Below are 20708 nucleotides of genomic sequence, written 5' to 3' on the forward strand. Positions count from 1 at the left end.
GAAGGAGACCAGAGATGGTAGCGCTCACCGACCGAACCCAAAAACGCCTCACCATGCAGACCGGCGAAATCGCCCCTGACACGACAACGATTCGCTCGCTTGACTGGGATCGCGATCGCTTCGACATTGAATTTGGGCTGCAAAACGGCACCACCTATAATTCCTTCATCATTCGGGGTGAGCAGACGGCTTTAGTGGATACCTCCCATGAAAAGTTCCGCCAGCTATATCTGGATGCATTACATGGACTCATCGACCCAAAAGAAATTGATTACCTGATTATCAGCCACACCGAGCCAGACCACAGCGGATTAGTCAAAGACATCTTGAAACTGGCTCCCCAGGTAACGGTGGTTGGGTCAAAAGTCGCAATCCAGTTTATCGAAGATTTTGTGCATCAGCCGTTTGAGCGGCGAATCGTCAAAAATGGCGACAAGTTGGATTTAGGCAACGGACACGAATTGGAATTCGTGATTGCTCCCAACTTGCACTGGCCCGACACGATTTTCACCTTCGACCACAAAACCCAAATCCTGTATACTTGCGACGCCTTTGGCTTGCACTATTGCTCGGATAGCACCTTCGATGAAGATTTAGCCGCCATCGAAGCCGATTATCGGTTTTACTACGAATGCCTGATGGCTCCGAATGCCCGTTCCGTGCTGTCTGCACTGAAACGGATGGGAGAACTGCCAGAAGTACACACCATCGCCACCGGACACGGCCCGCTGCTGCGCCACAACGTTGTGGAACTGACGGGACGTTATCGCCAGTGGAGTCAAGCTCAAACCAAGGGCGAGACGACAGTAGCGGTATTTTACGTCTCCGATTACGGGTATAGCGATCGCCTTTCCCAATCTCTCGCCAAAGGCATCACCAAAACAGGCGTCGCCGTCGAGACACTCGACCTGAAATCCGCCGATCCTCAGGAGGTGCAAGAACTGGTAGGGCGTTCATCTGGGTTAGTCATTGCCACACCCCCAGCCGCCTCTGCCGCCGCCCAAGCTGCGATTGGCACCGTTTTAGCCGCTGCTAAGGAAAAACAAGTAGTCGGGATTCTGGAGTCCTACGGAGGAGATGACGAACCCGTCGATCCGCTGGTGAGTAAATTTAGAGAGTTAGGGCTGACAGTCGCATTTCCAGCAATTCGGATTAAAGATACACCCGGAGAAGCCACCTATCAGTTGTGTGAAGAAGCAGGTACAGACTTAGGACAATTGCTTACCCGCGATCGCAACATCAAACAGATTAAATCTCTTGATGCCGAATTAGAAAAAGCCCTGGGACGCATCAGCGGTGGATTGTACATCATCACTGCCAAAAAAGGCGAAGTCAAAGGTGCCATGTTAGCTTCCTGGGTGGCACAAGCCAGCTTCCAACCCCTAGGATTCACCATCGCTGTCGCAAAAGACCGGGCTATTGAGTCGATGATGCAAGTAGGCGATTGCTTTGTCCTCAACGTCTTAGAAGAAGGAAATTATCAAAATTTGATGCGGCACTTTTTAAAACGATTCCCCCCTGGCGCGGATCGATTTGCCGGGATCAAATCTCAGCCTGCGGAGAATGGTTCCCCAATTCTGACGGAAGCCCTCGCATACATGGAGTGTGAAGTCTCTAGCCGCATGGAATGCAGCGATCATTGGATAGTTTACAGCACCGTTCAATCCGGTCGCGTCTCCAAACCCGACGCCCTCACAGCGGTTCACCATCGCAAGATCGGAAATTATTATTAACGCTCTTGATGCGCCAAGGTTAGCGCTCTCGGTACGCAAAGAAGCAGCTTTAACTTTGCGTATGAGAGTGTACCTTTGCGTTTAAAAAAATTACCGTTTTAACTTATGATGACAGCCACAAAACCCCGCGATGTTCAGGTTCTCCCGATTGGTGCAGATACAACTGTGTTGCGATCGCGCACTTGGGACAGACTTAAGTTTGAAATCGAATATGCTCTACAACGGGGCACAACGGCGAATTCTTATGTGATTCAAGCGGATAAAACAGCGCTCGTCGATCCACCGGGAGAATCATTTACAGACATTTTTCTCTCCGCTTTACAGCAGCGGTTTGACCTAGAAAAACTGGATTATGTAATTTTAGGGCACGTCAACCCCAACCGAGTTTTTACGCTGAATGCTTTACTAAAACTGGCTCCTCAAATTACTTTTGTTTGCTCAAATCCAGGGTCAATTCTGCTGCGAAATCTTTTTGAAAGCACTTTTCCGGAAACTTTACAAGAACACAATCTACAAATTGCCATAATGCGAGGGGAAGAAACCCTCGATTTAGGCAAAGGTCATCACTTACAATTTATCCCCACGCCTAGTCCCCGTTGGCCTGACGCCCTTTGCACCCACGACTCCCTAACCGAAATTTTGTATACGGATAAGCTTTTCGGGGCGCACGTTTGCGGCGATCAGGTGTTTGATGAAGGATGGACGGTGTTTAGCGAAGATCGGCGCTACTATTACGATTGTCTGATGGCTCCCCACGCTCGGCAAGTCGAAACAGCGCTAGACAAACTCACACAGGATTTGCCAGCCAGACTCTATGGGACGGGTCATGGCCCCTTGGTGCGCTACAGTCTAATTCCGCTGACGCAAGCTTACCGTCAATGGAACCAGCAGCAAAGGGCAACTGAAACGAGCGTGGCGCTGCTCTATGCTTCAGCTTATGGAAATACGGCGACCTTGGCGCAAGCGATCGCTAGTGGTATTACCAAAGCAGGCGTTGCTGTCGAATCAATTAACTGCGAATTTGCCGAACCCTCGGAAATTCAAGAAGCTGTAGAAAAATCAGATGGGTTTATCATGGGTTCTCCTACCCTCGGCGGTCATGCTCCCACGCCGATTCAAACTGCCTTGGGCATTGTCCTATCCAACGCGAGCAAAGGCAAGCTGGCGGGTGTTTTTGGTTCTTATGGCTGGAGTGGAGAAGCGATCGATCTACTAGAAGGCAAGTTAAAAGATGCTGGATATCGCTTTGGCTTCGACCCGATTCGAGTCAAATTTAAACCCACCGAGGTGACGCTGAAATATTGCGAAGAAGCCGGGACAGACTTCGCCCAAGCGTTGAAAAAAGCTAAAAAAGCCAAAATGGCTCGACAACAGTTAAGCGTGCAACCGATTTCACCTTCGCAATCTGCCAGGATCGAACAAGCGGTAGGGCATCTAGTTGGCTCTCTTTCCGTTGTAACAACGAAACAAGGCGAACTCAGCGGGGCGATGTTGGCTTCTTGGGTGTCTCAGGCAACTTTTAATCCCCCCGGTTTAACCATTGCTGTCGCCAAGGATCGAGCGATTGAATCGCTGATGCATTCTGGCGGAAAATTTGTTTTAAATATTTTGGGAGAAGGCAAGCACATCGGCTTGATGAAGCATTTTCTCAAACCTTTTGGTCCTGGTGAAGACCGATTTGCGGGTGTCGCTACGCAAGACGCCCAAAATGGTTGTCCGATTCTCACCGATGCCCTTGCTTATCTGGAATGTACTGCCCGCAACCGGATGGAATGTGGCGATCACTGGTTGGTCTACGCTGTGGTGGAAAATGGCAAGGTGTTACAGCAGGAAGGCGTCACCGCCGTTCATCACCGAAAATCGGGTAGCCATTATTAAATAACGCCCAGTGCATAACGCCCAGTGCAACTTTTTCTGAGCAACCGATTTATCAGGAGTTTGGAGAGGGAAATCTCACTCGAATGAGTGGGGAAGACATCCCGAAAGTTGCACAACGTTTTAACTAATAATTAATTGGGCATTGCTATTGTGCTGTAAGTTGTTAGCGTGGAAGATAGCGATCGCTCTGTTTGGATCTACTAACTCAGTATTTTTTCAAGGAGACATCATCGCTGGTGTTTACGGCTCCCGTCCTAGCGATCGCCAAAGCATACTACTAGACCCGAAAAGCTTGAAGGGTTGAAATGGCGCTATTTGAGACTGCCCAAACCAACTTTCGACACAGGCTAACTCGTGCGATCGCGTTGCCGTTGATTTTGATGCTAGTGCTCTCCGGCATCTTATTTTTGCAGCTCAACCACCTACTTTCGGTGACGCGGTGGGTTGACCACACCGATCGAGTCATTGCCCAAGCAAACTATACTCAGAGACTGCTGTTAGATATGGAAAGCGGGATACGCGGGTATCTCGTCACCGGCAATCCGAGTTTTCTAGCGCCTTACCAAGCGTCAAGTTTGTTAATCGATCCTGCCTTTAATGACTTGCGTTCTTTAATTTCGGACAACCCGCGTCAAATTCAGCGCCTCAAAGAGTTGCGGGCAATTTATGAACAGTGGAATCGATATGCCCCCTCCCAGATCGCTCGCAAGCAGCGCAATAGCAATTATGAATTCTCTGTGTTTAACACTCGTAGACAGCTGATGGATGCGATGCGGGTTCAGCTTGCCTCGTTCATCAGAACCGAGGAGGTGCTGCGGGATGTTCGCACTGACAACGCTCAAAAAACAACCTATCTGACGATTGGTAGCACTCTCGGCTTAACGGTTGGGTTGGGAAGCCTGCTAGCATTGTTCACCAGCCGTCAGTTGATGGGAGTGGCAAAAACCTACAAACACGCCCTCGCGATCGCCCAAGAGCAAACAAACGCGCTGCGTCGATCTGCTCAGCGGTTGGAAGCATTGCATGAGATCGACCAGGCGATTCTGGCAGCACATTCACGGGCAGCACTTGTCCGCGCGGCATTGTCGCGGATGCGGCGCTTAGTGCCCTGCCAGCAATCTTTTGTGGTGTTGTTTAACTTTGAAACTGGCGTTGCCCAGGTGATAGCCGGAAGTGTCAACGGAGATTTGTGGTTCAAAGAAGGCGCTACGCTTCCCATTGACGATTTTGTGCCTGGATTTGTCTTAGGGCAACAGAGAATTTATTCTCTAGAGAACGCGGCACTCAATCGTTGTCCGCCTGCCATGAAGCGAATGGGGGAAGGGCAAAGCAGCTGCATGACTGTACCCCTGCGGGTCGAAGAAAATCTGCTCGGCGAACTGATTCTAAGTGCCACGGAACCGGCAACGTTTAATCCGGAACACCAAGAGATTGCCACTGAGGTTGCCAACCAACTTGCGATCGCAATGCAGCAAGCTGGGTTACGAGAACAGCTCGAACAGAACAATGCACAACTAGAGCAGCGCGTCAGCGATCGCACTGTCCAATTGCAGGAAGCAAATGCTGAATTAGAAGCGTTTGCCTATTCCGTTTCTCACGACCTCCGTGCGCCATTGCGTGCTATGCAGGGTTTCAGTCACGCTTTGTTAGAAGACTATAGCGACTCCTTAGATACCATCGGGCAAGATTATGCCCAGCGCATTATTACGGCTTCTCAGCGCATGGATACCTTAATCCAGGATCTGCTCGACTATAGTCGCCTCAGCCGCACGGAGATCCGTCTCCAGCCGATTTCCCTAGAAACGTTGGTGCTGGAAGTTCTTGCTCAACTAGAGCCAGAACTGCGGCAAAAACAAGTCCAAGTGACAGTAGAACCACCGCTGCCTCAAATCGTTGGGCATCGCACCACCTTGATTCAAGTCTTGACAAATTTGCTAAATAATGCAATAAAATTTATCGCTCCTGGAGTCCAACCGCAGGTGCGAGTATGGGCAGAAGTTAGGGAGAGAGGGGAAGCCGAGGAACAGGGTATTGTAGAGACAAGAGCGATCGCATCTAGAGCCGAAGAGCCAGAGAGTAATCAACCTTCAGCAAGTTCCCAATTTTGGGTACGCTTGTGGATAGAAGACAACGGCATCGGCATTGCTCCAGAACATCAACAACGCATTTTTCGCGTCTTCGAGCGCCTACACGGAATTGAAAGTTACCCCGGCACTGGCATTGGGTTGGCAATTGTGCGGAAAGGGTTAGAACGCATGGGAGGTCATGCCGGAGTCGAGTCGCAAGCTGGTGAGGGAAGCAGATTTTGGATAGACCTGCCCAAGGCTAGAGACGAATGTTGAACGCGTCTAACTATACTATTTTGCTGGTGGAAGACGACTCCAATGACATTTTCCTGATCCAGCGAGCTTTTCGGAAAGCTAACCTGCTTAACCCATTGCAAGTGGTGGAAAATGGGGAGGCAGCCGTGTTTTACCTTGCGGGCGAACCGCCTTACACCGATCGCGATCGCTACCCCCTACCCGTTTTGATCCTGCTAGACCTGAAACTCCCTCGCAAGTCGGGTCTTGAGGTGCTGGAATGGTTACGGCAGCAGCCAGACCTGAAGCGCCTGCCGGTTGTTGTTCTAACTTCCTCCGAGGAAAATCGTGACATCAACCAAGCCTATGACCTGGGAGCCAACTCTTACTTGGTTAAACCAGTTGCTTTTGAAGCGTTGCTGGATATGGTGAAAACACTGAATTCATATTGGCTCATTTTCAACCAGAAGCCAAAATTAGAGGAGAGTTGAAAGTTGGAAAGACTTTGAAAGCTGAAAGCTTAAATCTTCAACCCTTTCAACCTTCCAACTAAATAGCGGATATGAGCCAGACCTTACGTATTTTACTGATCGATGACAACCCTGATGACCGCCTTCTAGCAGCTCGTCAGCTCAGCCGAGCCTTTTCCGATCTCCAAATTCAGGAGATTGCAGAAATCAATGGCTTAAACCAGGCGCTGGCGGCAGATGGCTTCGATGCCGTTGTCACTGACTATCAACTGCGCTGGAGTGATGGTCTACAGGTGTTGCGTGCCGTTAAAGATCGGTATCCTGACTGCCCCGTGGTGATGTTTACCAATACAGGCAGCGAAGAGATTGCTGTAGAAGCGATGAAGGCGGGGCTGTCCGACTACGTTCTGAAGTTGCCCAAATATTACAACCGTCTGCCCGCTGCGGTGCAGTTAGCCTTAGAACGAGCCGAAACTCAGCGAAGAGCCGCTCGTCTGGAAGCGCATCGGCAAGCTTTGAGCGAGGTATCGCGAGCTTTTGCTGAGAAAATTCCGGAATTTCAAGCAGTTCTAGAACTGGTCAGTCAGCAAATAGCTCAGCGACTGGGAAATCTGTGCGTAGTTCGCATCCTATCAGATGATGGAAAGTACCTCAACCCGGTAGCAATTTATCATCCAAACCCAGAAGCCCTCGCCTGCTTGCAAGAAACCCTCGCCACCGAGGCACACCGCGTTGATGAGGGTTTGACGGGTCGGGTCTTTAAAACGGGCGAGACGCTACTGATTCCAGTCGTGTCGCCAGAGGAGATACAACCTTTGCGCGAGTCAAAGTATTTGCCCTACTTAGAGCGCTTTGGGATGTACAGCATTTTGATCGCACCCTTAGAGGTACGAGGTCGGCGGATTGGGACTTTATTCGTTTCGCGCGATCGCCCCGGATATTCCTATACTCGTGATGACCAATTCTTTCTGCAAGACCTCGCGGATCGGGCTGCTTTGGCAATTGACAATGCCCGACTCTACCGGGAAGCTCAGGAAGCCAACCACCTCAAGGACGAGTTCCTGGCAACCCTGTCTCACGAACTCCGCACCCCCCTGAACTCTATCCTCGGATGGGCAACGCTACTCCGCAATCAGAAGCTAACTCCCACTGTTATCAGTCGTGCCCTTGAGAGTATTGAGCGCAACGCCAAGGCGCAGGTAAAACTCACCGATGAAATTCTAGATGTCTCGCGGATTATTCGGGGCAAGCTACACCTGAATATTCGCTCGATCGAGCTGATACCTATCATTGATGAAGCGATTAATATCTTGCGTCCGGCAGCGGATGCCAAGGGGATTCGAGTCAAGGCGGTACTAGACCGCTCAGTTGGCTTGGTCGCTGCCGATCCAGATCGCTTGCAGCAAGTCGTTTGGAATCTACTCTCCAACGCCATCAAGTTCACATCAGAAGGCGGGCAAATTGAGGTGCGGCTGGAGAGGGTTGAAGGAAAACTTGAAGAAAAAGTTGAAGTGCAACCCACGAACTCTCCACCTAATAACCCGCAACCTTCAACTTTCTTTGCCCAAATCCAAATTAGCGACACAGGCATGGGCATTAGCCCCGACTTTCTGCCCTATGCGTTTGACCGCTTTCGTCAAGCTGACGCGAGTACCACGCGATCGCATGGAGGATTAGGACTCGGATTAGCGATTGTGCGTCACTTGGTGGAATTGCACGGTGGCACCGTTCGTGCTGCCAGTCTCGGAATCGGGCAGGGAGCAACGTTTACAGTGCTTCTACCACTTTTTGATAAAAGTCGAGAAACCGAGGGGCAGGAGCGCCAGGGGGCAGAGGAGCCGGGGAGCGGGGAAGCTAAGGAGAAGGTAGCACAAGCACCTCAACTCCTGAGCGGATTGCAGGTTCTAGTTGTGGATGATGATACGGATACACGCGAATTGATCGCCCTCGTGCTTGAAGAGTCTGGGGCGAAAGTGAAAGCGATCGCATCCGTAGCCGAGGCGTTAGAAGTCCTTCGTAGCTGGCAGCCCGATTTGCTGGTGAGTGATATTGGAATGCCAGAGGAAGATGGCTACGCCCTCATCGGCAAGATGAGAACTCTGGAAGAAAAAACCGGAAAACAAATTCCAGCCCTAGCGCTGACCGCCTACGCTAGGGAGGAAGATAAAAACCGCGCCCTGAAGGCAGGGTTTCAAATGTATCAGTCTAAGCCCGTCGAGCCTGATGATTTAGTGGCGGCGGTGGCACTTCTGGCTGGGTGTGCAGGTTAAGTCTAGCTAAGGCGCTTTTCTAGATATTGACCGATCATTTGCTGTTCTCCGGCACGGGAGATGATCGTTTGCCGGGTGCGGTAGCTTCGACCAATCAGTTTTAATTCTTCTTCAAATGAAGAGTCTCTGTACTCTGTCCGCAAGCACAAAGTTTTGGGATTGGGGAAATAATACTCAGCCGTGACGGGTTTCGGAGTGGCAAAGCCGCGATCGCGATAGAGTGTGGTTCCTAATGCGCCAAACAGTGTCGAACCTTTGGATTCTTTGCGGTTTGTGACTGAATTTGTGCTGTTCCACTCCACATAAGAACCACAAATTAGCGCTGCTGGATCTTCCAGTTGGTGTAACTCTGCCAAATGTAGCAATTCCGAGCTTCCCTGTTCCAGAAACCGGACGGTAATCAGACTCACCATCTCCTTGGTTTCGCCATCCGGCAGGGTATAGTAGCGTCTTTCAGAGCGCCATTTGCCCTCTGATTCTTGAAAAAACGCTGCAATTAAAGATTCTTCATGGGTTTGGGCAAGTTGTCTTAGTGTTGTCACCAGTACCAGTCCTCATATGAATTGAAAATAAAGTTCTTGCAAGCGTCAATTTTTGCTTGGTAGCTATGGGACTTATCACCCTTTTATTTGACCTTTATGCAAGCAATCTGATGAACGGTTGTGCAAGTCGCGGTTTCTAGTGACACCCGAGCTGGGTACAGTTGAGCGCCACTATATCGGGTCAGCTATCTGGCACTTAGCTGACGTACCACCTTGGCTAGAGTGGTAAGTCTGCCAAAATGCAAGTTACTGTTAACAATCTTAATAATAATAGATGATAGCTAAAAATACTTACTAGCGGCTCTGTCATCCGGAAGAATCTTAGAACCGTCTATCCCATAAGGGCACGACGAAAGGTGGAAAAGCTTTCGAGAGAGATGATCGCGGTTTTCAGTTGCGTGTAATACTTGGAACCTCACCCCCAACCCCTCTCCGTTCACGGAGAGGGGAGAACAGGGAACCCCTCCTCGTTTATGGGGAGGAGAATATGGAACCTCACCCCCAGCCCCTCTCCGTTCACGGAGAGGGGAGAATATTAAACCCCTCTTCGTTGACGGCGCGACACTAGCGGCAGCAAGGCGGGGCAGGCAGCGAGGAGAATCGGGAATATTAAACCCCTCCTCGTTTACGGGGAGGGGCAGGGGTGGGGTTAAAATGTACGGCATCCAATCGAGAATTGCTATCTAGCAATCTATATTTGAGTTGTGAGCCAAGCGATCGCGGACATTCGCCTCAGATGTCGCCCACTGGACGATCGCTTGGGTTAAGCCGTCTAGAGTGTATTCTGGGGCTTCGACATCCACTCGCCCCAGCAGAGAAAGACAGGTGTTAGAAGTTTGAGGGCCAATCGAGGCAATACAGACACCTTGTAAGGGCAATTTATCGATTTCACCGACTAATTGACCAAAAAATTGCACGGTTTTAGAACTTGCAAAAGTAATCACATCTACCGCTTGTCGCTGGAGGGCGTCTAAGGCGGCGGGTGCGATCGCTTTCGGGCACTGAGATTGATAAGCCGCCACTTCGATTACTTCTGCACCTTGGGCGGTTAATTCCTTCACCAAGACTTCTCTTCCGCCCGTTTCCACTCTGGGAAACAGAATTTTCTTGCCTTCTAACGGTTCTGGAAAGTATTCAATTAGAGAATCTGCGACAAAATCTGGGGGGATAAAATCGGGTTGTAAGCCTTGCTGCTTGAGACTTTGGGCGGTTTTCTTCCCGACGACGGCAATTTTGACCCCGGCTAAGGCACGGGCATCTTGATTTTGCGCTTCCAGCCGTTCAAAAAAGTAATCAACCCCGTTGCTGGAAGTGAGAATTAACCAGTCGAAATCCGATAAGTGCGCGATCGCACGATCCAATTCTTCCCAACTGGAAGGAGGCGTAATTTCCAGCGTCGGCATCTCAATCACCGTCGCGCCTTCTTCTTGGAGGCGCAAGCAAAACTCACCCGATTGTCCTGCGGCGCGTGTCACTAGAATCGTTTTCCCAGCTAGCGGTTGGGAAGAGTTTTGAGTCGTTAGAGACGAGGTTTTCTGAGAACTGTGGCTTCCCATAGGTATGTCTGATAAACTCACCCCTGCGGATTGGGTTGAAGATTCTGATGATTGTACGGGCGGATTTAGGCGTCGATCTGAGACGACTGGTGCATCTGGCGATCGCAAGTATTCTCTCAAACCGACGACTTCCCCGATGGTAATGACGCTGGGAGAGAGAGATTCACCCCTAGTTTGCTCAACGATAGTGCCCAGCGTAGCTGTCCAGACTTGTTGTTGAGGCGTTCCCGCCCAACGAATCGCAGCGACGGGAGTAGAAAGCGATCGCCCATATCGATGCAACTGATAGACAATTTCACCGAGATTGCGCCCACCCATCAAGATTACCAGCGTTTCCATCCGCGCCAGCGCTTCCCAGTCCAAAACATCTGGCTCATGGGCAGTAATCACCGTAAAACCTCGGCTCATCACCGGATCTGTCAGCGGAATCCCCGCCAGCAACGGTGCTGCCAGTGCTGAAGAAATCCCCGGTACGACTTCAAAAGGACACCCAGCGGCAATTAATGCCTGAATTTCTGAAGTAGAACGCCCGAAAATAAACGGATCGCCACTTTTTAGCCGCACAACTTGCTTGCTGTGCTGACAGTGTTCCACCAGCAGTTGGTTAATTTCCGCTTGCGGTGTGCTGGGTTGTCCACCGCGTTTGCCCACATCCAACTTCAGGCAACTTTCAGGCACCAACTCCAACAACTGGGCATCTACGAGGGCGTCGTAGACTAACACCTCTGCCTCAACCAGCAGATGTTGTGCCTTGACGGTGAGGTAAGCAACATCTCCCGGTCCCGCCCCCACCAGATATACTTTTCCGGTACGCTCAGTCATGATTTGGCTGCGCTCAAATGAATTTGAAGCTTATTTCGGGATGTCCATTTCTTGGATGAGTTGATCGAGTTGTTGTTGCTCGGTTGTACCCGCTTTATATAAGTTTCTAGCTTTTTGAAGAATTGCGATCGCTTCCTCGATTTTGTCTTGTTTAATCAGCGTGTCTCCCAACCTCAAATAAGCATCGACATTTTTGGGCGATCGCTCAATCAATTCCCGATATATCGGCGTTGCCTCGTCAATCTTATCTTGCGCCATTAGCGCATTTCCCAATAGCAATCGCGCCATGTCATTGGTGCGGTGTCGCTGAATCACTTGGCGAAAAGCTGCCTCTGCACCCACATAATCTTTTTCTTTATAAAGTGTCACTCCTTTTTTAAAAAAGTTTGAAGCGACGAATGTCTTCCCCAAGAAAAAACCCAGGAGAGTCAGACTAATCCCGACGACAGCGACAGCCAGAAAATAAGTTATTTGAGATGTTTCTGTTTCCACCCTTGGTAGCCCTCCGGCACTTCTAGCAGTTCTATTTTGCTTAAGCTTACCCTGACGATTGTTTTAACCTTTCTTATGCTAAAAGACAGGCAGCGGGGAAAATCAGATATTCCAAGAAAAAGAGTTTCCAAATAAATTGGTAAAAAGATGCGATCGCGCTCTTATCCTGCAAATCTACACTTCTACTTCGCCACCACAGCAACAAGAGTGCGAATACATGAGTAATTATCAAAAATGTGGAATTAACCGCACTTAGGGATAATATCCCAGCCACAATCATGCCCAGGTAACAGGCCGTAATCACCCAAAGAGAGAGATTAAAGACGGCTGGCTTACCGAGTTGAATCGTAAATGTGTTGATGTTGTACTGCTTATCTCCTTCCATATCGGGGATATCTTTAAAGATAGCGATCGCAAACGTAAACACCAACACAAACATCGTCAGCGCCCAGACTGATGCCGGAATTTCTTGACTTTTTTGCAATACCCAATTGAAGTGTAAAAACAGCCCTAAATTGACAATGACTCCGCGCACAGTGAAAATGCACAGCGCTGCCCAAAAGGAAAATCGTTTTAACCGAATCGGCGGCAGAGAATAGGCTGTACCAATGGCTAAACTAACCCCCACCGTGAACAGTAAATATCGTCCTAGAAAAAGCGCTAACAGCAGCGCCACACTTCCACTAATGGCGACAATAATTTGAGCTTGCGCCCTAGAAAATTCACCAGCAGCGATGGGCAAATGGGGCTTGTTAATTTTGTCAATTTCCACATCTTCGAGCTGATTTAGCCCGACAATGTAGACATTTCCGCCCAGACAGGCAATCCATGCACCCAAAAACTGTTCGACGCTGGTAACGCCCCCGGAAGCTGTTGCAAGTGCGATCGCGTACAACGCCATCACGCTCAGGCTGGTGCCAATAATCGTATGAGGGCGGGAGAACTTCCATAAGGCGTAGAGCCAGGAACCAGTACGCCGCACCGGGTGGGACTCAGAAGGACTGGTTTTGGGAAGGGAAGACTTTTCAGGAGAAATCTGGCTCATGCGTGCCTGAATGAATACTCAGGCTTGATTTTAAGCAATTTTTGTTCCCAAACGTTATTTCTTAGTCGCACAGAGCAATCCGAATCGAATCAAGCCTTGCTCATAGCCCCGGCTCATTAATCCGAGTGAAAGCGCCGCTTGAATCGTTGTCCAGCCAGAGAAAAGCAAACCCAGAATGGCTTTGGGATCGAGCGTCGAATCAATCACGATATCCCAAAATGGGGCGACAGCTTTTGACCAATCTGCCGTGCGAATATTCTCGAAGGAAACTTTACGAGCCAGCGTTTCATATTCTGGCAGCGAAATCACGTAAGGCAAAGCATACACGCGGTAAATTTCCGCCAGATGTTTCCGCTCATCATCTGTCAGCTGCCCATCTGCGCCTCCGACAGGACGATGACACCACGTTGCCATCAGAAAAGTCCCCCCCGGCTTCAGCACCCGGTAGCACTCCTGCAAGAACTTCTGCTTATTGGGCATATGTTCGCCACTTTCGAGCGACCATACAAAGTCAAAGGAATCGTCAGCAAAGGGCATATTCAGAGCGTCTGCCACCTGGAACGATGTGCGATCGCTTAATCCAGCAACGGCTGCCCGTTCTTTAGCTCTCGCTGCCTGGACGGGACTCAGAGTGATTCCCGTTGCTGCTGCGTTGAATTTTTGCGCCAAGTAAAGGGAACTGCCGCCAATCCCACAGCCGACATCGAGGATATTGGCGGGGGCGGGTTTCAAATCCGCCCCGACCTGCACCTCACCCCACTTGAGCAATTCTTCAATTAAGTCAATTTGCGCTTGCCGCCGGTCTTTTTTCAGAGTACCATCAGCGCCATAGTATCCGTGGTGCATATGTTCGCCCCAAATCTGTTCCCACAGACCAGAGGAAGCGTCGTAGAACTGCTGAATTTGCTGATAAAGAGTTGAAGTCATGAAATTTTCAGGCGGTGTTGCTGAAAATTAGCCTACCAGAACTCGGAAAGCAGTAAGCTCTAAAAAGACTTTTCCTGATAGACCCCTAGACCATGACTGTTGCCCGAACTATTTGCTTGGGATTTCTTGCCCTCGTCACTTTGGGAACGATTTTACTGATGCTGCCGTTTTCAACCAGTGACGGCAGTTGGAGCAATCCGATAATCGCGCTATTTACTGCCACGTCTGCGGTCTGCGTAACTGGTTTATCGGTGGTCGATGTGGGGAAATTTTATTCGTTTTGGGGACAATTGTTCCTTGTCTTGCTGGTTCAGGTAGGCGGATTGGGCTACATGACGGCAACGACGTGCCTGTTGCTGTTGCTAGGACGCAAGTTTGGACTGCGAGACAAGATAGCGATTCAACAATCGCTCGACAAGCCAGGATTAGCTGGTGTGGTGGACTTGGTACGCTCAATCATTGCCACGACGCTGATTATTGAAATTACTGGCATCTTTTTACTGATGCTGGTGTTTGTACCCGACTACGGGTTGGATCGCGGTCTTTGGCTATCGATTTTTCATAGTGTGAATGCTTTTAATAATGCAGGCTTTGGCTTGTTTTCAGATAATTTGATGCAATATGTGCGATCGCCTTTGCTCAACCTGATTGTCACTGCCTTGATTATTTTGGGTGGGATTGGCTATGAAGTGATTATGGAAGCGTATTTATGGACGCGCGATCGCTTATCCAAAAGTCAAGCTTGTGTAGTCTTTTCTCTCAACTTTAAGATTGCTACCACGACCACTCTCTTTCTCCTCATCCTGGGAACAATTCTCTTTTTGTTTACAGAATTCAACAATCCCCAAACCTTTGGCCCACTTAGTTTCCCCGAGAAGCTTATGGCGGCTTGGTTTCAATCGGTAACACCTCGAACGGCTGGTTTTAATACCATTGATATCGGGAAATTGACCGAAGCGTCTCTTTTTATTACCGTTGCCTTAATGTTTATTGGGACAAATCCTGGTAGTACCGGCGGCGGAATTAAAACCACGACGACAAGGGTTTTACTGAGTTCTACTTTTTCAGCATTACAAGGGAAGGAAGAAGTAGTTTCTTACCAGCGCCAAATCCCGAAGGCGCTAATTGTGAAAGCGACTGGGGTGACAGTTGGTTCGCTTCTGGTGGTCATTGGTTCCACCACTTTAATTGCGATAAGCGATCCACAATTGGCGTTTATCCAAATTTTATTGGAGGTTGTTTCAGCCTTCGCTACTGTTGGACTTTCTACTGGGATTACAGCGAGCATTTCAGTTTTCGCCAAACTGGTATTGATTGCCACCATGTACATCGGTCGGGTGGGAGTTTTGCTCCTGATGTCAGCGATTCTGGGAAATCCCAGTCCCAGCATTATCCGCTATCCGGAGGAGAATTTGTTGGTCGGATAGCGATCGCATTCCCGATGCTTGATAAGCTAGAACCTGAGTAATCTTTAAGCTTTTTGTCAGTTGTTTGTGACCCAATTGCAGCTTGTAGATTAAAAGGTTGAAAGTTAAAAGGTCGGTTTAAACCGACAATTGTTTTCGACGAATGATCCCTAACTCAATGAGTCAGTTCGGAGTTTATTTGTGAACTTATCATCTTTAAACTTTTTTCGCAGTCTCAGCACTAATACCAAGAATCAATTCGCAGTCATTGGGTTAGGTCGTTTTGGTCGTGGCGTCTGCTCGACCTTACACCATCTGGGCTACGAAGTGCTGGGTATTGACGCCGAGGAAAAGAGAGTCGCCCAAGTTTTGACCGATCAAATCGCTTCCCATGCCTTGCAGCTGGACTCGACTGAACCCGCTGCGCTTAAAGAGGGAGGAATTTTTGATTTTGATACGGTCATTGTGGCGATTGGGAATTATCTCGAAGCTAGCGTGGTAACGACCCTGAATCTGAAGGAAGGCGGGGTGACTCATGTGGTAGCAAAAGCATCCTCGGAAATCCATATGAAACTCCTGACAAAAGTCGGGGCAGATCATGTGGTATTTCCAGAGCATGAAATGGGGTGCACGTTAGCGCGATCGCTGACTAAACCAGCTATTTTAGATCGATTCGATCTGGACGTTGATAACAGTATTGTAGAAATTATTATTCCAGACGATTTTCACGGCAAAACCATCTCTGAACTACAACTTCGCAGCCGCTATGGTTTAAATCTGCTAGCAGTCAGTCACAATGGCAAGTTTGAAATTAATCCCAATCCCAACCATCGACTCTATAAGGGAGCCGCAATGGTTGTGATTGGTTCCAACAAAGACATTAATCGCCTACCCATTTAAGAAATTAAAAATTAAAAATTAATCAAGATATTTTTTTAATTTTTAATTTTTAATTTTTAATTCAAGAAGCCCCTAACTGCTGTAGAAACTGGTTAATCTGGTCAATTTTGTCTGCATTCCCCTGCTGATTGAATAGCGTTTTAGCTTGAAAAAGAAAGGGGATTGCTTCTTCGCGTCGTCCAGTTTGTTGCAGCGTTACTCCCAAGTTAAAAAAGGCATCTGCCAGAGTGGAATTGAGGACAATCGCTTCTTGGTAATTCGCGATCGCTTCCGCCAGCAGACCTTGCCGTTGCAGAGCCACGCCCAGATTATAAAGAGTCACGGCATCATTTGGGTTGAGGCGCTTGGCTTCCCTCAATGCCGCAGCTGCATCTTTGACCTGGTTCTCCTTTAACAGCATTGCTCCCAATTGTTGATAAGCGTCGCCATCATTGGGATTGAGACGCACCGCCTGCTTGAATCGATTGGCTGCCGCTTTGGAGTTACCTTGCTGGACAAAAATTAAACCCATCTGGTACTGAGCCTCTGCCAAGTTCGGATTCTTAGAAGCCGCTGCATTCAGGGCGTTAATTGCTTGTGTCGGCTGATTTTGCTGCGCGTAAAGTAACCCCAGTTGATATTGAGCATCGGCAAGCGTTGGGTCAAGTTCAACTGCTTTTTGAAACTGAGCCATCGCGGCTTCATTTTGATTTTGGTTGACTAACAGCAGTCCCAGATTATAGTAAGCGACTGCATATTTCGGGTCATTCTGAATCGCCTGCTGATAGGCAGCGATCGCTTCTTGTGTTTGACCTTTTGCCTCCATCGCCAAGCCCACATTATAGTAAGCATCTGCCAACTTGGGATTTAAACTTAGCGCTCGTTCATACGCAGTCAGTGCGGCGTCGGGTTGCCCTTGCTTATATAAAGCAACTCCCAAATTGTAGTAAGCCTCTCCCAAATTGGGGTCGAGACGAAGCGCTTGCAGGTACTCATTCGTTGCCTTCTCAAGCTGTCCTTGCTCGGCTAGAGAATTCCCCAATAGATAATAAGCCATCGCAATGCTGGAATCGAATTCAAGCGCTTTGCGAAGAGCTAGCTCTGCCCCCCGATAGTCTCCGCGATTATACCGCGTCACCCCTTGTTGGAAGTAAGTCGCTGCCTCAAAATCTTGAGTGTATAGACCTTCGACCATCTGCTTAGTGAGTACGGGCGACTCAAAAGAGGTTGTCTTTTGTCGCCCATTCCGCGATTCACCAGCAAAGGCAGTGCTGGTAGTCGTCAAACCAAGACCGATCAAAGCAGCCGCAAGGAGATAAATTCGTTTGTGGTTTTTAAGCATATCTAGAACCCCGCACCACTCGCTATTTAGGAAAAGGTAATTGGGAAGGTAATTAGTTGTCAGTTGCAATTTACCACTGACCAGCGATGATTGACATTCCTCATTACCTTAACTTGTCCCATCGTCATCTGATTGTGGCTTCCGGCAAGATTAGCATCGCGTCCCCAAAAGAATAGAAGCGATACCGATGCTTTGTCGCCACTTGGTACAATTCCAGCAACCGCTGACGCCCGATTAAAGCACCCACCAACATCAGCAAACTCGAACGGGGTAAGTGGAAATTGGTAATTAACCCGTCCACTACCCGCCACTGGTAGCCAGGATAGATAAATAACTCCGTCTTGCCCCTGAAGGGGTGTAATTCCCCATTCATAGCAGCTGACTCAAGCGATCGCACCACCGTTGTCCCCACGGCAATAATCCGACCCCCGCGCGCCTTGGTTTCCCGAATTTGTTCCACCGTAGACTTGGGGACTTCTACCCACTCCCCATGCATTTTGTGGGTGGTGATATCCTCCACTTCCACCGGGCGAAACGTCCCGACCCCGACGTGCAGCGTCACCGAAGCCTGCTGAATTCCTCGTTCTTGCAAGCGCTGGAGTAACTCTGGGGTAAAGTGTAGCCCAGCCGTGGGAGCAGCGATCGCTCCTTGAGCCTGGGCATACACAGTTTGGTACTGTTCCGCCTGGGATTGGGAATCTGTAATGTAAGGAGGTAGCGGCACTTGACCGTATTCCTCCAACAAATCTTCAAACCGACTCCCGGCTGGAACATCAAACTGCAACACCCGCCCCCCCGTCGCCTCATCCCTAGACAAAATCGTCGCACTCAATTGATTCGGGCTTGAGGCTGGGTTCAATTTTTCCTCAGCCCCTAGTTTCTGTGGTTCAAAGAATATCTGCGCCCCCGGTTGCAGACGTCGCCCTGGTTTCACCAAAGCTAGCCAGCAGTTGTTCTGCTGTTCCTCCAGCAGCAACACCTCCACGGGGGCACCCGTAGATTTACGACCCCGGAGGCGGGCAGGGATGACACGAGTATTATTTAATACCAGTAAATCTCCGGACTGGAGGAAGTCGGGTAAATCCCGAAAAATGGCGTGGCTGGGATGATCTGGGGATACCACCAGCAAACGCGCACTATCCCTTGGCACAGATGGATTCTGGGCAATCAGTTCTGCCGGGAGTTCATAGTCATAACTGGCGATTAACCGATCGATATCTATATCATCCCCGCTGGGTGCTTCAGCTTGAAACCGTAAGGATTCGGGGCTGTCTATCTTTAATCTTCTTGCCCCACTAACGGCTTTTGACTCTCCCAACCGGGGATCGCTGATGTGACTGTCTTCGTTAAATTCTGTCATGCCGTTAGTTTACTGATAAGGAATCGATCAATTTAACTTTGCAGATTGGGTAAATACCCCCAGATAAGAACGGGGGCTTCTCCCCTATCGCAGACTATCTTACTCATGGAGAATGAGAGTTATAGAACCAGCATGACCTAGACACTAAGAACTTCTCATGGAATACGTCTACTTTCTGGCCAATGCCAGCCTGACACTACGGGTGGTTGAGTATTTACACACAATGCCCCAGTTGCCCGTTCGTTTAATGACGGTGATTCATCAGATTGATGGCTGGGTGATCAAGGTCAAAATGAGTAACCATCTAAACGCGCAGCAAGATGGTGACTTCCGGGCGTTCATGAACGAACTGGGTATTCCCTACGAACCGGCTATTCGCCTCCAGATGGCGCTTTGGAGTCTGGAAACTGGACAGTCCCCCATCGATGTGATGCGTCGCTACCAAGTCGCTGTGGTTTCTCATGGTAGTCCCGATCGGAGCGATATTGAAGCATTTCGCCAGCAGTTCACAAAAGGGCTGGGATATTGCCCGGAAACTCTAGCTTAATTAACTTAACGGCTCATCGAAAGCGGACTGAATATAGTCTTGTAGACTCAACTGATATTCTCCCACAGCTAAATTTCTAGGTTCTGGTAAAGAAATCAAAGGGAGCTTTTCAGGTTCTGGTAGCAGAACAGTATTGGTCTTAGGACGCTGACATCTGACCAAAGCGACATCAAACCGGCAAGGAAGATTTACTAAATCTGGACGCTCTGCCAAAAAAATCTCTGCTGTGCGCCAGAGTTTAGCTTGCTTTTGCGGTGTAATCGCTAGCATTCCATCCGCATCCCAATTTCCCCGGCTGCGAGTTTTGACCTCGACAAAGATTAAGCAAGAGGACAGGGTAATGGGGCAATGGGGAACGGGTGATGGGTAATGGGTAGTGGGAAACTCTTCCTCCCGCTGTCTTCCTGTCTTTCTGTCTCCCCCTCCCTTACCTTCATCTGGGCGTTGTCGCGCAATTATATCAATTTCTCCCCAGCGGCAACGCCACCGGCGCTCAAGAATTTCCCAGGCTTGGGAAATCAACCATTGAGCAACTAGGTCTTCTCCTAAAACACCGATATCGGGATAATGAGATAGACGACGGTTTTCCATCAAATGGAACCAGCATGAAGTGTAGGCTAGATAATCGGATTTCGACAATTTTACTCGGTTTATTGCTTGTGGCGATCGCCATTGCCTCTTTTGGCGCGATCGCATCTCCCGCCTGGGCGAACGACTACAACAAAGAATTTTTGATTGGTGTAGATTTCTCCGGCAAAGAGCTGACCGACTCCAGCTTTACTAAAGCCAATCTCCGCAGTAGTAACCTGAGTCATACGAATTTGCGGGGTGTCAGTTTTTTTGGGGCTAATCTGGAAAGCGTCAATTTAGAAGGAGCCGATCTCAGAAACGCAACTCTGGACACAGCCCGCTTGACCAAAGCGAACTTAAAGAACGCGGTTTTGGAAGGGGCGTTTGCCTTTAACACTAAGTTTGAAGGTGCGATTATTGATGGAGCCGATTTTACAGATGTGCTGCTTCGTCAGGATGTGCAACAACAGTTGTGTAAAATAGCGTCCGGTACCAATCCCACTACTGGGCGCGAAACCCGCGAAACTTTGTTTTGTCCCTAATCCTTTTCAATCGGTTGTCACTTGGGG

The 20708-nt window shown here is 49.2% G+C and carries 17 protein-coding genes; 9 read left to right on the forward strand and 8 right to left on the reverse strand.

The window, feature by feature from the left end:
• Positions 1 to 14: 14 nt before the first annotated feature.
• The 5 genes from NC997_RS17590 (at position 15) to NC997_RS17610 (ending at position 8651) form a co-directional block, all read left to right on the forward strand.
• Positions 15 to 1733, forward strand: coding sequence for a diflavin flavoprotein (locus NC997_RS17590; protein ID WP_190528113.1), 1719 nt, complete (start codon positions 15 to 17; stop codon positions 1731 to 1733).
• Between the two features lie 108 nt (positions 1734 to 1841).
• On the forward strand, positions 1842 to 3611 hold the full coding sequence (locus NC997_RS17595) for a diflavin flavoprotein (protein ID WP_190528213.1): 1770 nt from the start codon (positions 1842 to 1844) through the stop codon (positions 3609 to 3611).
• 305 nt (positions 3612 to 3916) lie between these two features.
• Complete coding sequence (locus NC997_RS17600; RefSeq protein ID WP_190528115.1) at positions 3917 to 5953, forward strand: CHASE3 domain-containing protein; 2037 nt, start codon at positions 3917 to 3919, stop codon at positions 5951 to 5953.
• Positions 5947 to 6402, forward strand: a complete 456-nt coding sequence (locus tag NC997_RS17605) for a response regulator (protein WP_190414639.1) — start codon at positions 5947 to 5949, stop codon at positions 6400 to 6402. Before NC997_RS17600 ends, NC997_RS17605 begins: the two co-directional genes overlap by 7 nt.
• Before the next feature lie 71 nt (positions 6403 to 6473).
• Positions 6474 to 8651 carry a response regulator gene (locus NC997_RS17610; protein WP_190528118.1) on the forward strand — a complete coding sequence of 726 codons (2178 nt, stop codon included), beginning with the start codon at positions 6474 to 6476 and terminating at the stop codon, positions 8649 to 8651.
• 2 nt (positions 8652 to 8653) lie between these two features.
• Here the strand turns inward: NC997_RS17610 and NC997_RS17615 are convergent, their stop codons facing one another.
• The 5 genes from NC997_RS17615 to NC997_RS17635 form a co-directional block, all read right to left on the reverse strand.
• Entirely contained in the window at positions 8654 to 9193 is a 540-nt protein-coding gene (locus tag NC997_RS17615; protein ID WP_190528120.1) for a phycobiliprotein lyase, read from the reverse strand.
• Positions 9194 to 9876: 683 nt separating this feature from the next.
• The gene (cobA, locus tag NC997_RS17620; protein WP_190528122.1) at positions 9877 to 11571 is read right to left on the reverse strand and encodes a uroporphyrinogen-III C-methyltransferase; all 1695 of its coding nucleotides are present in this window, start codon (positions 11569 to 11571) and stop codon (positions 9877 to 9879) included.
• 30 nt (positions 11572 to 11601) lie between these two features.
• Positions 11602 to 12063: a tetratricopeptide repeat protein gene (locus NC997_RS17625; protein WP_190528124.1), complete on the reverse strand. Its 462-nt coding sequence runs from the start codon at positions 12061 to 12063 to the stop codon at positions 11602 to 11604.
• A 73-nt stretch (positions 12064 to 12136) separates the two neighbouring features.
• Positions 12137 to 13108: a homogentisate phytyltransferase gene (locus tag NC997_RS17630; RefSeq protein ID WP_190528126.1), complete on the reverse strand. Its 972-nt coding sequence runs from the start codon at positions 13106 to 13108 to the stop codon at positions 12137 to 12139.
• A 54-nt stretch (positions 13109 to 13162) separates the two neighbouring features.
• A complete protein-coding gene (locus tag NC997_RS17635; RefSeq protein WP_190414645.1) occupies positions 13163 to 14035 on the reverse strand; it encodes a methyltransferase domain-containing protein in 873 nt (290 codons plus the stop codon).
• Positions 14036 to 14127: 92 nt separating this feature from the next.
• Here NC997_RS17635 and NC997_RS17640 point away from each other — a divergent pair, with 92 nt between their 5' ends.
• Together NC997_RS17640 and NC997_RS17645 are read left to right on the forward strand one after the other, a co-directional pair.
• Positions 14128 to 15462 (forward strand): TrkH family potassium uptake protein, encoded by a 1335-nt coding sequence (locus NC997_RS17640; protein WP_190414646.1) that lies wholly within the window; start codon positions 14128 to 14130, stop codon positions 15460 to 15462.
• A gap of 180 nt (positions 15463 to 15642) precedes the next feature.
• Positions 15643 to 16341: an NAD-binding protein gene (locus NC997_RS17645; protein WP_190414647.1), complete on the forward strand. Its 699-nt coding sequence runs from the start codon at positions 15643 to 15645 to the stop codon at positions 16339 to 16341.
• A gap of 61 nt (positions 16342 to 16402) precedes the next feature.
• Here the strand turns inward: NC997_RS17645 and NC997_RS17650 are convergent, their stop codons facing one another.
• Entirely contained in the window at positions 16403 to 17662 is a 1260-nt protein-coding gene (locus NC997_RS17650) for a tetratricopeptide repeat protein (RefSeq protein WP_190528129.1), read from the reverse strand.
• 124 nt (positions 17663 to 17786) lie between these two features.
• The gene (gene queA, locus NC997_RS17655; protein ID WP_190528131.1) at positions 17787 to 19022 is read right to left on the reverse strand and encodes a tRNA preQ1(34) S-adenosylmethionine ribosyltransferase-isomerase QueA; all 1236 of its coding nucleotides are present in this window, start codon (positions 19020 to 19022) and stop codon (positions 17787 to 17789) included.
• A 157-nt stretch (positions 19023 to 19179) separates the two neighbouring features.
• On the opposite strand from queA, the gene NC997_RS17660 reads away from it, so the two are divergent.
• Complete coding sequence (locus NC997_RS17660) at positions 19180 to 19569, forward strand: hypothetical protein (RefSeq protein ID WP_190414650.1); 390 nt, start codon at positions 19180 to 19182, stop codon at positions 19567 to 19569.
• Here the strand turns inward: NC997_RS17660 and NC997_RS17665 are convergent, their stop codons facing one another.
• Positions 19570 to 20160: a YraN family protein gene (locus NC997_RS17665; protein WP_190414651.1), complete on the reverse strand. Its 591-nt coding sequence runs from the start codon at positions 20158 to 20160 to the stop codon at positions 19570 to 19572.
• A 14-nt stretch (positions 20161 to 20174) separates the two neighbouring features.
• Here NC997_RS17665 and NC997_RS17670 point away from each other — a divergent pair, with 14 nt between their 5' ends.
• A complete protein-coding gene (locus NC997_RS17670) occupies positions 20175 to 20681 on the forward strand; it encodes a pentapeptide repeat-containing protein (RefSeq protein WP_190425122.1) in 507 nt (168 codons plus the stop codon).
• Positions 20682 to 20708 lie beyond the last annotated feature (27 nt).

It is taken from the genome of Trichocoleus sp. DQ-A2 (genome assembly GCF_039961915.1).
Lineage (GTDB): Bacteria > Cyanobacteriota > Cyanobacteriia > Cyanobacteriales > FACHB-T130 > FACHB-T130.